The organism is Candidatus Lernaella stagnicola (genome assembly GCA_030765525.1).
In the GTDB taxonomy this organism is placed as follows: Bacteria; Lernaellota; Lernaellaia; order Lernaellales; family Lernaellaceae; genus Lernaella; species Lernaella stagnicola.
In genome coordinates this window covers 43,200-57,662 of sequence record JAVCCK010000044.1, presented here as the reverse complement: position 1 = coordinate 57,662, position 14,463 = coordinate 43,200, and the positions used below count along the sequence as shown (strand labels likewise).

General features: G+C 58.4%; 10 protein-coding genes. 3 read left to right on the top strand and 7 right to left on the bottom strand.

All coding sequences use genetic code 11. The features are described from left to right. Positions 1-80: 80 nt before the first annotated feature. The 7 genes from P9L99_20825 to P9L99_20795 form a co-directional block, all read right to left on the bottom strand. Positions 81-1,940 carry a CocE/NonD family hydrolase gene (locus P9L99_20825; GenBank protein ID MDP8225817.1) on the bottom strand — a complete coding sequence of 620 codons (1,860 nt, stop codon included), beginning with the start codon at positions 1,938-1,940 and terminating at the stop codon, positions 81-83. Positions 1,941-2,023: 83 nt separating this feature from the next. Continuing rightward, entirely contained in the window at positions 2,024-2,629 is a 606-nt protein-coding gene (locus tag P9L99_20820; GenBank protein MDP8225816.1) for a hypothetical protein, read from the bottom strand. Between the two features lie 233 nt (positions 2,630-2,862). After that, positions 2,863-3,963, bottom strand: a complete 1,101-nt coding sequence (locus tag P9L99_20815) for a hypothetical protein (protein MDP8225815.1) — start codon at positions 3,961-3,963, stop codon at positions 2,863-2,865. Positions 3,964-4,100: 137 nt separating this feature from the next. Continuing rightward, complete coding sequence (nadE, locus tag P9L99_20810; protein MDP8225814.1) at positions 4,101-4,988, bottom strand: NAD(+) synthase; 888 nt, start codon at positions 4,986-4,988, stop codon at positions 4,101-4,103. A gap of 132 nt (positions 4,989-5,120) precedes the next feature. Beyond that, the gene (locus P9L99_20805) at positions 5,121-7,871 is read right to left on the bottom strand and encodes a phosphoenolpyruvate carboxylase (protein MDP8225813.1); all 2,751 of its coding nucleotides are present in this window, start codon (positions 7,869-7,871) and stop codon (positions 5,121-5,123) included. A gap of 131 nt (positions 7,872-8,002) precedes the next feature. Beyond that, positions 8,003-8,221, bottom strand: coding sequence for a SelT/SelW/SelH family (seleno)protein (locus P9L99_20800; protein ID MDP8225812.1), 219 nt, complete (start codon positions 8,219-8,221; stop codon positions 8,003-8,005). Between the two features lie 66 nt (positions 8,222-8,287). After that, positions 8,288-9,013: an enoyl-CoA hydratase/isomerase family protein gene (locus P9L99_20795; protein ID MDP8225811.1), complete on the bottom strand. Its 726-nt coding sequence runs from the start codon at positions 9,011-9,013 to the stop codon at positions 8,288-8,290. Between the two features lie 282 nt (positions 9,014-9,295). Between P9L99_20795 and thyX the strand changes: the two genes are divergently transcribed. From thyX to P9L99_20780, 3 genes are all read left to right on the top strand, one after another. After that, positions 9,296-10,132, top strand: a complete 837-nt coding sequence (thyX, locus tag P9L99_20790) for an FAD-dependent thymidylate synthase (GenBank protein MDP8225810.1) — start codon at positions 9,296-9,298, stop codon at positions 10,130-10,132. A 219-nt stretch (positions 10,133-10,351) separates the two neighbouring features. Continuing rightward, positions 10,352-13,834, top strand: coding sequence for a vitamin B12-dependent ribonucleotide reductase (locus P9L99_20785; protein MDP8225809.1), 3,483 nt, complete (start codon positions 10,352-10,354; stop codon positions 13,832-13,834). A 13-nt stretch (positions 13,835-13,847) separates the two neighbouring features. Beyond that, the gene (locus P9L99_20780; GenBank protein ID MDP8225808.1) at positions 13,848-14,336 is read left to right on the top strand and encodes a dCMP deaminase family protein; all 489 of its coding nucleotides are present in this window, start codon (positions 13,848-13,850) and stop codon (positions 14,334-14,336) included. Positions 14,337-14,463: the final 127 nt, after the last annotated feature.

Sequence of the window (14,463 nt, the reverse complement as noted above, 5' to 3'; positions counted from 1 at the left end):
TCAGCCATCCGACGCGAGGCATGATACGACGAAGCCGCCGGCGAAAAAAGCGACGGCCTGCGTTGTTGTCTGTCGGCCGCTTAGCGCACCACCGGCAGCATGAGATGTGACGGCGTCGCCCCGCCGCGATAGACGCGCCACGTCGGCCTCGGTGTCGGCAGGGAACGGAAGTGGTCGATGTCTTCCCCCGCCAGCGCGAGGCGAATTCGGTGTCCCTCCCGGAACAGATGCGAGACAGGCAGCAGATCGAAACGCAGCTTTACGACTTGCCCCGGCCGCAACCATTGCGCGTCGCGCCGCAAGAACGTGTGGTAGGGCGCGGGCGTGCGGTACGGTGGCGGGCCGTCGCTGAGGCGGCGGTGTACGGCGCGCAGCATGCCTTCGGTCACGAGGGCGACGTCGCCGTGTGGCTCGACGTCCTCCAGGTAGGCGAACACCTGCGCGTCGGTTTGATCCGAACTCAAATACAGTTCGACGATCGGGTGTCCAGTGACTTCCATCGCCTCGGGCAGCGGCGCCGAATCGTAGACCAGCAGCCGCTTGTCGCGTCGTTTGCGGTCCGGATAGCGCACCGCGAGGCCGATGGCAAGGCTGTTCCAGCGCGCCACCGACCCGGTACCGGCGCGGCGATCGACACGGTACTCGTCCACGCCTTCCGTCACTGGCGCATCGTGGCGGAGCAACGATTTGGCGTCACCAAGATGGAAGCGCGTGGGCGTCGCAGGCGGCGGCCACGTGTCGGCCTCCTTCCAGCGATCCTCGACCATCGTGTAGTAATGAACGGGCGGCTCGTTTTCGATGCCGGTCTTTTCGTCTTTCAGATAGCGGTCGAAAAAGCGTAGCAACTCGCCGATGTGGTCGAACTTCGCCCGCGTCGGTTTGGCAAAGGGCCGGTAGCGGTCGTCGCCGCCGTGATCCCACGGGCCCAAAATCAACCGGCTGCCTTGGTTGCGTACGGTCAGATGACGCTTGACCGCCGCGTGGGCGTAGCCGCCGTCGAACCAACCGCTGTAGCTGTAGATCGGTATGCCCGCCGCGCGCAGGTCGTCCGCGTAGGCGTGCGGGCTGAACACGTCGGGCGTGAAACCGCCGGGGCTGACGTCGTCCCGAAACACGAGTTGACGGGCCTCTTGATGCACCTGGTAGTTGCCCCGGTGCACCCGCGCCGCTTCCGCCAGTTCCTTGCCCCACCTGTCGCGATCCACCGGCGCGACGCCGCGCAGAAACAGCCGCGCAAACCAGTAGAAAGATTGCGGCTGATTCAGGTCCATCGCGCGGTTGCCGCGCTCCCAGATTTCGGTGAACCATTCCAAGTGAATGCCGCCCGGATACGCGATGTCGGTATACGTGTCATACAGCGCAAACATCGGCGCAATGGCTTTGACGGCGGGGTGCTTGTTGATCGCCAGGAACTCGGCGGTCGTTCCTTCGTACGAACCGCCTGCCGCGCCCACCCGGCCGTTGCTCCACGGTTGCCGCACGATCCAATCGACGACTTGCGCGCCGTCCTTGGTTTCATCGGCCGTCCACGGGTGCGTTCGCGTGCCGAACGACGCGCCGGTGCCGCGCGCATCCAGACGCACGAGCGCGTAACCGCTTTGGACGATCCGCTCGATTTCCTCCGTCATTTTGAAAATCAGGCCGAAGGGCTTGTTGACTTGCAGCCGCCGCCAGTAGCGCGTTTGACTAAGGGCGGCCGGAATCTTCTCGCCGTCCGGCAAACCCTTCGGCAAGTATAGGTCCACGGCGATGCGAACGCCGTCGCGCATCGGCAGATAGAAGGAACTGCGGGTGTAGCCGGTGTACGGAAGTTCTTTTGCGACGGGCTCGTCCGTGTTTTGCCACCACGCGCGATCACCGGCCTCGTCGGCACTTTTCGCGCCGAGCAAGGGCACGACGAGAACAACCATCAGCAGCAACACGTACAAACGCCAACGCACGGTGAGCCTCCGTCGATACAAAGATTCTCGCAAGTCTAGGGAATCGCGAAAGATTGTTCAAGCAAAGGCGGGCGGCGACACGGCTATTGTTTAATGTTCTCGAATAGACGTTCCGCCAGCCGATACAAGACTGCGGTGTGTTGACAATTTGCATCCGGATCAAAGGGCTTGGTTTTTGAAAATTCGCAGAGTTGAGTTGCCGCCTCGATGATGGCCTCATCCTTCTCGAAGCGTCTTATATCCGCGAGAGCGTCCGGGAGTTTTTCGCGCCAATGCCCGGTAAGGACCCAGGCGTAGTCGGCGACGAAGAAGCGGCCGAGGCGGCGGATGTCGATGGCGTCATGATTCCTGTTCAGCAACGGCCAAAGCTTGCCCATGACGTCCGCGATACCCCACACCGCTTTCAGAAACGCCTCCCGGCGGAATCGCGCCCCCATTCGTTTCGGCGGAAGCTCGATTAGGCGATCAAGTTTTTTTTCGCCGTAAACGGAAACATAGGCCGACTCGCTGAAAGCCGAGATGCCGGTCAAAATACCGCCGCCAACCACACGCGCCAGATACTGGGAATTGACCGGCAGCACGATCATCTCGATGATTGGTTCGCCTCTCAACCGCGGCGAGTAGGGGTCGGGGTGATGGATCACCTCGCCGAAATCGCTGAAAGTTTCGTCCAACAGCTTTTTCAACAAGACGCTTTTTCTTTCGCAAATCACAAGGAAATCGATTTCGGAATCGCTTTTTCCGTTCCGTATCTCGGCTTCGCCCGAAGCACAGGTGTCCCGTGAGCCGCGCACATTGCTACCGAAAAGATACGCGCCCTTAATGGAGTTCCAGTTTTCTTGTTCGGCTAGTGTGTCGTTAATTTTCGCAAAGGGTTGATTCCATTTGTCCACGGTTCGATGTCTCCGGTTGGTTTGACGTACTAGGCCTCTGGCCCGTGAAACATTTTATGCACAAGAGCAGCGAGTTGTTCAACAAGAAACTTTTTCGGAATTTTATTTTCACGCACCTCGTTTAAAAATAGGTCGAAGTTTGTGTATCCCATGCAAGAGCCTTCTTCCGGGAAAATAAACCACTTCAGCAAATAAAATACGCCGACAGATTCGTCAAGCGTCTCGATATTTTGAAGAACTTTTTTCTCAAGTGCTGCTCGATCGTCCCGCAGGCAGAAATTGCCTTCTCGATCCAGAGCATGTGTATCGGTGCCAAAAATGCTTTTCATCGGCGGGATATACACGTTGACTAGCTCTTTTCTGTCTCCGGATTTCTTTTTGAATACTTCCGAAAAGCAATCCCAGATCTTTTTATCGTCAAGTCCCGCGAGAGTGATTCCGAATCTATGCTTCGTTGTTTCGAGATACGTGAAATTTAACACGGGCAATAAATGGCGATACAAAGGTGTTTTTTTGAACGTGTCGTGGTGCATATTTCCTTGAGAAGCCCCCATTTTTTTGCAACCGAAGTAGTAGAGAAGGTTTTTTAAAAATAGGGCGCGAAAAGATTTCTTCGATAGCAGCGTCGTTTCTAATTCGAATATAATCTTTGTATTGCCGGAATAGAGGCTCTCAAAAGACTTTTTGAAAATCTCCACTGCTTGCTTGACGCCAGCTGTAACTTCGGGTTGTTCGTCGTTTTCAAAATGGCATTCATAGTAGTAGGAATCTAAGAGTAAAACGACTATACGAAGGTTTGCTTTTGACAGCTCCCTACTTACATGTGCAAACAAAAGGTGAAGAACGTTAGGATCTGGGGTTGGCACTAAAGGACAAATGACAAAGTTGTTTTCGATTAGGTATTCAGAGTTAAAAGTGGTCCCTTTTTTTTCTACTATGAAACCAATCTTCTCAAGCGAAACTATCGTTTTGATGGGATCTAGAACTGACTCCGGTTTCGGCTGTTTCGGCTGTTTCGGCCTAAATTTCTTATACATGGCGACGGCAAAAAGAGATACCGTAATGATTGCCGCGGCAACAAAGATGAAATTTTCGAAGCGATTCCATATGTCAGTCAAAGAGAAATACATTAGTGTGTCCCCTGACTTATAAAAAGAATGTGCTTATCTTAAACAACTAACATTAACATGTAAACAAGTTATTGGTGTTAGAATTAAGAAAATTGGTTATCGTCGCCGCGATAAAAAAGAGAGGGGTACGGAAGAAATCACTTTGTCAGTGGCAACCGGCGGCGGAAGTTGGCGTTAATCAACGCGGTTTCAACTTCTTCTATTTCTTTGTGTGTGGCTTGGATTCTTTCAAGAAAAATTTTGTCGCCAGTCGATCGGAACATGTCGTACGCGTGAAGCAGCACGTCCAATCTATCGTAAGGCATGCCGGTTACATCTTCGCTATCGATGCCCGGCAGTAGGTCCGGTGACGGGGGGGCTTCGATAATGGAACTCGGCACGCGCAATGCGGCACCGATCTGTCGCACCTGTGTTTTGTAAAGGTTAAGCAAGCATTCCAAATCGCAAGCGCCGTCACCGTAAGGATCGTATTGCCCGATGAGGTATTCCGTCCGATCCGTAGTGCCGACGACAGCGAGATTATGCTTATAGGCATATTGGTAGAGCAGAATCATGCGCAGCCGGATTTTCGGCATATAAAAAGCGGAGAGAGTCTTCAGAGCGTCCGGCCGCTGGTCCGGGTGGATCCCTTGCAGCATTACGGCGCCGGTCGATTGCCGAAATCGGTCGAGTTGTTCGGAAAACCACTTTGGATTTCGGAATGAGTCGGGAAGAACTTCGTAAACGCCGAGTTTGTCCAGAATATCTGAAATGTCCCGTTGCTCGTGGTGGATGTTAAGCTGAGCGGCGAGATCAATCGCGCGACGGATGCGGGCCGGGTCGCTATCACGATCCGGAAGGATAAGCGCATATGTGCTTTTCGGAAACGCGCGAACCGCCAGCGCTGCGACAACCGCAGAATCAACGCCGCCACTTAGCCCGATCACAATGCCGTCTCTTCGTAACTCTTTGACCGCTGTGCGAAGAAACTCGACTAGCTCGGCAATGACCAACTCGGGATTCGCCAATTCAAGAACGCCGGTCACGGGGCGCCTCCATATAATGTCGCTAATCAAACGACGAAAGAAAACACGACGAGCGATAAGAAGTAAAATTCGTATCGCGTCGATGTGCCTCTATCATATAACGCGAAACGTGTACATCGGCCAACCGGCTGCCTAGCCCGTCGTGCGCAGGCCGCTGGCCAGGGCGTTGATCGAGAGCAGCACGCGCGGCAGCAGGGCCTCGGCGTCGTCGGTCTGGTCGCGGCGCAGCAGGTCGCGCCAGCGGGTCAGCAATTCGATTTGCCGTTCGTGCAGCAGCAGCAGGGCTTTCTCGCGGCGGCGCAGTGTGCCCAAAAGGCGCGGGCGGCGTGACTCGATCGTCCCGCCGAACAGACGCTCGAGCATGTTACGCGTCCGCTCGAATTCGGCGATGATGATGGCCAGGAAGCGGTCGCGCACGGTTTTATCCTCGACCAGATCGGCGTAGGCGGCCATGATGTCCGCGTCGGCCGACATCAAACTCGTTTCGATGTTCGTGAACACGTAGCGCAAAAAGCCCCAGTACTTCACTTGCTCGCCGAGGTTGAAGAAGGTTTCCGGATCGCGCCGGCCCAACTCATCCAGCGCCGTGCCCACGCCGTACCAACCGGGCACGTAGTGGCGCGATTGGTTCCAACTGAACACAAAGGGGATGGCGCGCAGGTCGTTCAGCGTGCGCTTGCCGGTGCGGCGGGAGGGCCGCGAGCCGATGCGCGATTGCTCGATGGCGTCGATCGGCGTTGCCTGGCCGTAGTAGGTCATAAAATCGGGCATGGCGATCAGTTCGGTATAGACCTCATGGCTGCGCGCGGCCAGGTCGGAGACGACGCTGTCGAGCCCGGTCTCGATTTGGATCGGCCGCTCGTGGTTCAAGCGCGTGAAGGTAACGCCCGCCAGCAACAACTCGAGATTGTACGTGGCGGTGATGAGATTCGCGTACTTCTGGCTGATCGTCTCGCCCTGCTCGGTGAGCCGGAACGCCCCGCACAGCGAACCGTGCGGCAGCGATTCGAGAAAGCGGTGTGTGGGACCCGCGCCGCGGCTGATCGTTCCGCCCCGGCCGTGGAAAAAGCGCAGCCGCACTTCGTGGTCGTGCGCGACGTCGGTCAACGCCCGCTGCGCGTGGTGCAGCGACCATTGTCCCGACAACACGCCTGCGCCCTTGGCGCTGTCGCTGTAGCCCAACATCACCTGCTGGAGCGCCGTGCCGTCGAAGCGGGGCAGACTTCGTTTGGTGATCGGGTGCGCCAGAAAGCGGTCGAGAATGCCGGGCGCGGCGACCAAGTCCTCGACCGTTTCAAACAGCGGCACGACCGGCAACATGCAAACCAGCCCCTCCGGCGTCGGCCGTACCAAACCCACTTCCCGCGCCAGCAAGTACACGGCTAACAGGTCGGCCGTCGAGCGCGTCATGCTGACGATCAACGCGCCGAGGCCTTCGTAGCCGAACTCTTCACCGTGGTCGGCCAGGACGCGATAGGCGCGAAGCACGTTTGTGGCTTCGGCGTTGAGTTCGGCCATGCCGTGCGCCAGCGGCCGCGGCGACTGCAACTCGCGCGTCAGCAGTTCCATTTTCTTTTCGAGCGGCCAGTCGGGATAGTCGGCCCCGTCGATACCCGCCGCCACGAGCAGCCCGGCGACGGCCCGGTCGTGAAACTCGCTGTTTTGCCGCACGTCGAGAACGGCCAGATGGAAACCGAACATCTCCACGGCGCGCAGGACCGGCAGGATCTCGTGATCAGCCAAACGCTTGGCGTCGATGTCGCAAAGCGACTCGTACAACAGCAGCAGGTCGGCCGCGAGCAAATCGGGCCGCCGATACTGATACGGCAGCGACTCAATCATGCACGGGTCTTGCCCCGGCAACTTGGCCCGCATGAGGTTGACGAACTGCCGCCACGGCTCTTCGGGGTTGCGTTCGATCGCCTCGCGGCCCAGATCGCCGAGTGCTTCCACGTTCGCGGCAATTGCTTCCCGCAACGCCGGCGGTGCGCCTTGCCGCAGCCGTGAAAGGCTTAGGCGTTGACCCAGCGCCTGCAGGTTTCGGCCGTGGACCGAGAGTGCCGCTTGGCGCAGTTCGCGCAGGGTTTCTTCGGTCACTTTCGCCGTGACCAAGCCGTGCCCGTCGCGGTCCCCGCCGACCCAGGTGCCGAATTGCATGCGGGGCAGTTTTCCGGGGCCGTCGATGAGCGCCGGATTGAAGCCCGCCGCTCGCCACGCGTGCCGCAACTGCCAATCCAGGCGCGGCAGAACTTGCGGGAACATGTCGCGCAAGTAATACAAGATGCCGCGGCGCTCGGTGGCCAGGTCGGGTTTTTGCAGCAGGATTTCTCCGGTGCGCCAGATGCGTTCCAAGGCGACCTTGATTTGCTCGCGAATAAAAGCCTGCTCGGTCGGCGTCCACATCTGGTTTTCGCGCTTGACCAAAAGTAGATAGAGTTCCCGGTGTTGCTCGAGAACCGACGAACGCTTCGCCTCGGTGGGGTGCGCGGTCAGTACGGGTTCGACCCAAATAGTCGGTAGCGTGTCGGCGATTTTCTCCGGTGAGAAATTCATTTCATGGAGGCGCGCGAGGTGTTTGCCCCACAGGCCGGGCTCGGCGAGCAGGCCGACCCGTTGCTCCACTTGACGGCGGGTTTGTGCGGCGGAATTTTCCTCGACCATATTCAACAACTGGAAACTCAGCGACAAAGCTTGTAGGCCCGCTTCGGTGGTGAGCACTTCGTCGTGTTTTTCCTTGTCGCCCGCCGTAGCGACCCAGGGCAGGGCGGCGGCCAGATCGTCGTCACCCAGGTCGGCCAAGATCTCCTGAAAGCACGTCATGAGCTCCCGCAGATCGCGGTCGAGTTTCTCAAAGCTGTAGGAAAGTGTTAGATCCGAACTCACCGAAAAACCTCCGCACCTCGCGTGTCGCGTGTACAGGAAAGGTTGTGACGGTATGCGCGGACGTCAAGCGGACGTCCTGATTATACGTACCTCACGATTACCGGTTTTGGGAGTCGGCAGGCCGGTCGCCGCTAGCCGATGAGCGGGTCGGTGACCTCGTCCGGGTTCGGAAAACGCCCGGTTTGGTCTTTGGAATAGACGAGCTTGCCGTCCACTTCAACGTCGAACACGCCGCCGGCGCCGGCGATCAATACGGGTTCCACGCTGAACTTTCTTTTGAATTCAGCCGCCAAACTGGCGGCTTTGGGCTGGTAGTTTCATACGCTGCAGTAAGTGATTCGCACGTTCATCTTGCGCTCCGTGTCGCTGTTGTCGTCACAAAAAGGTAGGGCGTCTAGTTGCCGAGGGCAAGGTCGTCAGCCGCCCCCAAAGGTCTTGAGCATCGCCTGAATTGCCGGCGGATCTTCCTCGCGCATGATCCTGAGCACGTCGGCGCGATTGTCGCGCTTGATGGCCGCGTACGTGCTCATCTTGAATCGACCCAACTTGTCGGCCAGCGCGACCGCCGCGCCGAGCAACTCATCTTGCGGATGCAGCGCGTCGACGTAACCCATCGCGTGGGCCTGCTCGCCGGTAAACCGGTCGGACGTGTAGGCCAGATTGCGCCACGCCTGCGGCGTCAGGATGTCTTTGAAAATCGCGCGCATACCCGGCAGGAAGGGGATGTTGATTTCCACTTCGGGCAGCCGTACGAAGCCCTTGTCGGGCGACATCAAGCGGAAGTCCATGCTGGCGGTGATGATGGCCCCCATCGCCACGCAATGGCCGTTGATCGCGGCGATCACCGGTTTGGGAAAAGCCGTAATCTCGATCATGAACTTGTTGATCATCCCGAAGAATTCAGGCACGCCCGGCGGATTCTGCATCGCTTCCTGCATGATCCACTCGAGGTGCAAGCCGGTTGAATAATATTTCTCCACGCCCGACGTGATTACGAGCGCCTTGACGTCTCGGTCGGCGGCCAACTCGGCCAAGGCCGCGACGATCTCCTTCAAAAATTCGGTGTTGAATTGATTTTGGGGGGCGCGTTGCCACACCATGATGGCGACATTGCCGTCTTTTTCGATACGTAGGTTGCTCATCGACGTTTCCTCTCAAATTCAAAACAGTGCAATGATGCTCCGAACTTGCCCCGACGGCCGCGAAAAGTCAAACCGTCGCGGTGGTCGCGAGAGGAAAAATCACCAAGATTTTCCAAGAAAGCGCTTGACATCCGACCCCTATCTTGGCGTATTTAAAAGCCTCAACAACACGCTGGCGAACCCCAAAAAACTTTGGGTTTTTCGCCCGTACTAAGTGTACGGGAATAGCCATTTTGCGGCCTCACGAGCGGTGACGGCCAAGGCGGAAAGCGGGAATAGGTCATGGCGCACGTCACCAAAACCAGGGCGGAAAAGCTCCTCGATAAAGAATTCAAGGTCCTTGACCACGGTTTCGTGCGCCTCGTGGATTATCTGGGCAGCGACGAACGCATCGTCCAATCGGCCCGGGTTTCCTACGGCAAGGGAACCAAGTCCGTGCGCCGCGACAAGGGCTTGATCGATTACCTCATGCGCCACGAACACACCTCGCCCTTCGAACAGGTCGTGTTCACGTTTCACGTAAAGATGCCGATTTTCGTCGCCCGGCAGTGGGTGCGGCACCGTACCGCGCGCATGAACGAGATCAGCGGCCGTTACAGCATCCTTACCGATGAATTCTACGTCCCCGCCGACAAGGACATTCATCAGCAGAGCACGACCAACATGCAGGGGCGAGACGAGTCCTCGCCGGCGGCGCCGTTGTTGCGCAAGGAGATTCGGCGGCGTCTGGTAGAAAGCAACCAGGAAGCCTACGGCCAATATCAAGACATGATCGAAAGCGGGATCTCGCGGGAGATCGCCCGCATCAATTTGCCGCTTTCGCTGTACACTGAGTTTTACTGGCAGATGGACCTGCACAACCTTTTTCACTTCCTGAGACTGCGGATGGATCACCACGCGCAGCTTGAGATTCGCGAGTACGCCAAGGTCGTCGCGAAAATCGTCAAGACCGTCTGTCCCTACGCGTACGAGTCCTTCGAACGTCACATCCTTGGAGGATGCCGCCTGTCGACCGAGGAAATTCAGGCAGTGAAAAACTTGATAGCAGGAAAAGCATCCGGCTTGCCCGCACGCCGCAACCGAGATTTCCGCGAAAAATTGGGGCTCGACGAACAATAGAGGATAGCGACGGCCGACAGCCGGCCCAACACCGTCTCAAAGAGGGTTCTCGATGAAAAAAGCGCTCGCCGCTGGTGATTCGATGTCTTCAGCGGCATCTATATATTGTAGTAGCGAGTTTCCCGTATACTACATCTTGTGGCCGACGTGGCGTGGTGGTATAACTACGCCCTTCGTCGGACCAAATATATTGCAGTGGAGGTTGCCAGAGAGCCGATCATGAAAATAAAGCGTCGATTCACCAGAAAAGGGAAGAGCCCTTACGAGTCCTTTCGATTCACTAAGCGGTTTAGCCAAATCAGCAATCCCGATGGCACGCCCATCGGCGATTCCATGGACGTTACCGTCCCCGAAAGTTGGTCCCAGATCGCCAGCGACATCCTGGCGCAGAAATACTTTCGTAAGACCGGCGTGCCGCAAACCGACGAGAACGGCAACGCGATGACCGGCGAAAACGGCGAGCCGTTGCTCGGCCGCGAAACCGATGCCCGGCAGGTTTTCGATCGTTTGGCCGATACGTGGACCGATTGGGGCCATCGGCACGGCTACTTCGACTCCGAGGACGATGCGCAGGCCTTCCGTGACGAAATAGCCTACATGCTCGCCGCGCAGATCGCCGCGCCCAACTCGCCGCAGTGGTTCAATACCGGTCTTTCCCATCAATACGGCATCAAGGGCCGCGCCCAGGGGCACTACTACTACGACCCGGAAACCAAGCGGGTTAAGCGCTCCGAGTCGGCCTATGAACGCCCGCAGGCTCACGCGTGTTTCATTCAGTCGGTCAGTGACGACCTGGTCAACGAGGGCGGCATCATGGATTTGTGGACCCGCGAGGCGCGGGTGTTCAAATTCGGGTCCGGCACGGGGAGCAATTTTTCGGCCCTGCGCGGCGCGGGTGAGGTTCTTTCCGGCGGCGGCCGCTCCAGCGGTTTGATGTCTTTTTTGAAGATCGGCGACCGGGCGGCGGGCGCGATTAAGTCCGGCGGCACGACGCGGCGGGCGGCCAAGATGGTGATTCTCAACATCGACCACCCGGAGATCGAAGACTTCATCATGTGGAAGGTGCGTGAAGAGGAAAAGGTTGCCGCGTTGGTGACCGGCTCGCGCATCATCAAGCTGAAGCTCACCGCGGTTTTCGCCGCTTGTCAGGCCAACGGCGCCCGTCCGAGTCCGGATCCGAAACACAACAAGAAGCTGCGTGCGGCACTCCGCGACGCTCGCCAGGCGCAGATTCCCGAAAGCTACATTCAGCGCATTCTGGGCTTTGCGCGCCAGGGTTACCGCGGCATCGAGTTTGAGGAGTTTGATGTCGATTGGAACAACGACGCGTATCAAACCGTGTCCGGGCAAAACTCCAACAACAGCGTCCGCGTGACCAATGATTTCTTTCAGGCGCTTGATAACAACGAGCAGTGGGCGCTCATCAGCCGGCTGACCGGCGAGCCCCACAAATACGTGGCCGCCAAGGAATTGTGGGAGAAAATCACGCAAGCCGCCTGGTCCAGCGCCGATCCAGGGCTGCAATTCGACACGACGATCAACGAATGGCACACCTGCGCGGCCGACGGGCGCATCAACGCCAGTAATCCATGCTCGGAGTATATGTTCCTCGACGATACCGCGTGCAACCTGGCGTCGTTGAACCTCGCCTCGTTTCTAAAGGACGACGGCGACTTCGACGTTGAGAAATTCCGCCACGCCTGCCGATTGTGGACCGTCGCGCTGGAAATCACCGTGCTCATGGCCTCGTTCCCGAGCCAGGAGATGGCCAAGCGCAGCTACGAATACCGCACCCTGGGCCTGGGATTCGCCAACTTGGGTTCGCTGCTGATGCGCCTGGGATTGCCCTACGATTCGGACAAAGGGCGGATCATCACCGCCGCCGTGACGGCCATCATGACCGGTGAAGCCTATGCGACCAGCGCCGAGATGGCCGGCGAACTCGGTCCCTTCGCGCGTTACGAAGCCAACAAGAAGCACATGCAGCGCGTCATTCACAACCACCGCCGCGCTTCCTACAACGTGCCCGCCGCCGAATACGACGGGCTGTCCACTACGCCTGTGGGCCTCGACGCCACCAAGTGCCCGACCTATTTGCTGCAAGCCGCGCGCGGCAGTTGGGACCGCGCCGTGCAGCTCGGTCAGGAGCACGGTTTCCGCAATGCGCAGGCCTCTGTGCTGGCGCCGACCGGCACGATCGGTCTGGTGATGGATTGCGACACCACGGGCATCGAACCCGATTTCGCCCTGGTGAAATTCAAGAAGCTGGCCGGCGGCGGCTATTTCAAGATCATCAACCAGGCGATTCCCGACGCCTTGCGAGGCTTGGGTTACGACGAGTCGCAGATCGAGAAGATCGTCACCTACGCGGTGGGCCGGCAAACGCTTCACGACGCACCGCACGTCAATCCTGAGGCGCTCAAACGACTGGGTTTCACCGAGGATGTCATCGACCGTATCGAGCAACGCCTGCGCTCCGCGTTTTCGCTGGAGGATGCGTTCAGCACGGTGTCGCTCGGCAAGGATTTCATCGCCAAGCGCCTCAAAATCAGCGAAGAGATGGCCATGTCGCATCAGTTCCGGCTACTACCGGCGCTGGGCTTTTCCGAAGAACAGGTTCGCGAAGCCGATCTTCACGTGTGCGGAACGATGACCGTGGAGGGCGCGCCGGAGTTAGCTGAGCAGCACGTGCCGGTGTTTGATTGCGCCAATCGCTGCGGCCGTTTCGGCAGGCGTTATATCTCGATCGGCGGGCACTTGAAGATGATGGGCGCCGTCCAGCCGTTTATTTCCGGCGCGATCAGCAAGACGATCAATATGCCGCTGGAAGCCACGCTCGAAGACGTTTCCACTGCGTACCGGGAAGCGTGGCGGTTGATGACCAAGGCGGTCGCGTTGTACCGCGACGGCAGCAAGCTCTCGCAGGTTATGACCTCCTACCGTGACGAGGCCGATTACGAAGCGGAGGAGGAGCCTGCGCCGAAGGCCGATGCCGAAATCGCCGCGCAGGCGATCACCGAACGCATGATCAAGTCGATGTCCGACCGGCGGCGTCTGCCCAGCCGTTGCTCCGGCTATCGCCAGAAGGCCAAAGTCGGCGGCCATTCGGTCTACTTACACACCGGCGAATACGAAAACGGCAGCCTCGGCGAAGTCTTCCTCGACATGCACAAAGAGGGCGCGGCATTTCGCAGCCTGATGAACAGCTTCGCCATCGCCATCAGCTTAGGGCTGCAGTATGGCGTGCCGCTGGACGAGTACGTCGACGCCTTTATTTTTACGCGGTTTGAGCCCAACGGCATTGTTGAGGGCCACCCGCACATCAAGATGAGCACGTCGATCATCGACTATATTTTCCGCGACCTGGGCATTCAGTATCTGGGCCGGAACGACTTGGCTCACGTGACCGACAACCTGCCGGACGATGACCCCAGTGATCCGCGGCCGAGCAAAATGAAGGCCAAGCCGAGTCGACAAGCCGAAGCGGCGAGCGCCGTCCCTCCGCGTTCTGAAAGCTATACCCAGATGGCGGCCGGCGGCGGAACGGTGACCACTACGGTGACCGGCGAGAGCCTCGTCGAACGGGCCAAAGCCAAGGGATACACCGGCGATATCTGCCCGTCCTGCCATTCGGTGACGATGGTGCGCAACGGCACGTGTCTGAAATGTATAACGTGCGGTGAAACTACCGGCTGCAGCTAAGAAGGAGGTCGCGATGGCCCGGGAAAGCTGGCACGAATACTTCATGAAAATCGCGCAGGAGGTCTCGACGCGGGCGACTTGCGACCGGCTGAAGGTGGGGGCGGTCATCGTGAAGGACCACCGCATCCTGACCACCGGCTACAACGGCTCGCTGCCCGGCACCCCCCACTGCGACGAAGCCGGGCACATCGTCAAAGACGGCCACTGCGTGCGCACCATCCATGCCGAGGCCAACGCGGTGCTGCAGGCGGCGAAATTCGGCATCAGCCTCGATGGCGCGACGTGCTACGTGACCTTCAAACCGTGCCTAAACTGCTTGAAAATCTTGCTGGGTTCGGGCGTGCAGAAGATCATTTACCGCGAGATTTACGGAAACGAGAAGTCGTACTTCGGCGAAGCGGAATTGCTCGACGGCCTCAACCCGTTTCAAAGCCTGGACGACGCGCTTGCCGAGGAAAAGGCCGCCCGTGCCGCATGCCACAAAGAAGCGGGCAACGAATAATCCCCCGAATCTCTGGTCCATTTCGAACCAATTCATTGGGGACAGACCCCAACCCTGATTCTATATTATTCAACTAGTTATGACACCCACCCTGGGGCCAGACCCACCCTGGGGCCAGGCACCAGCG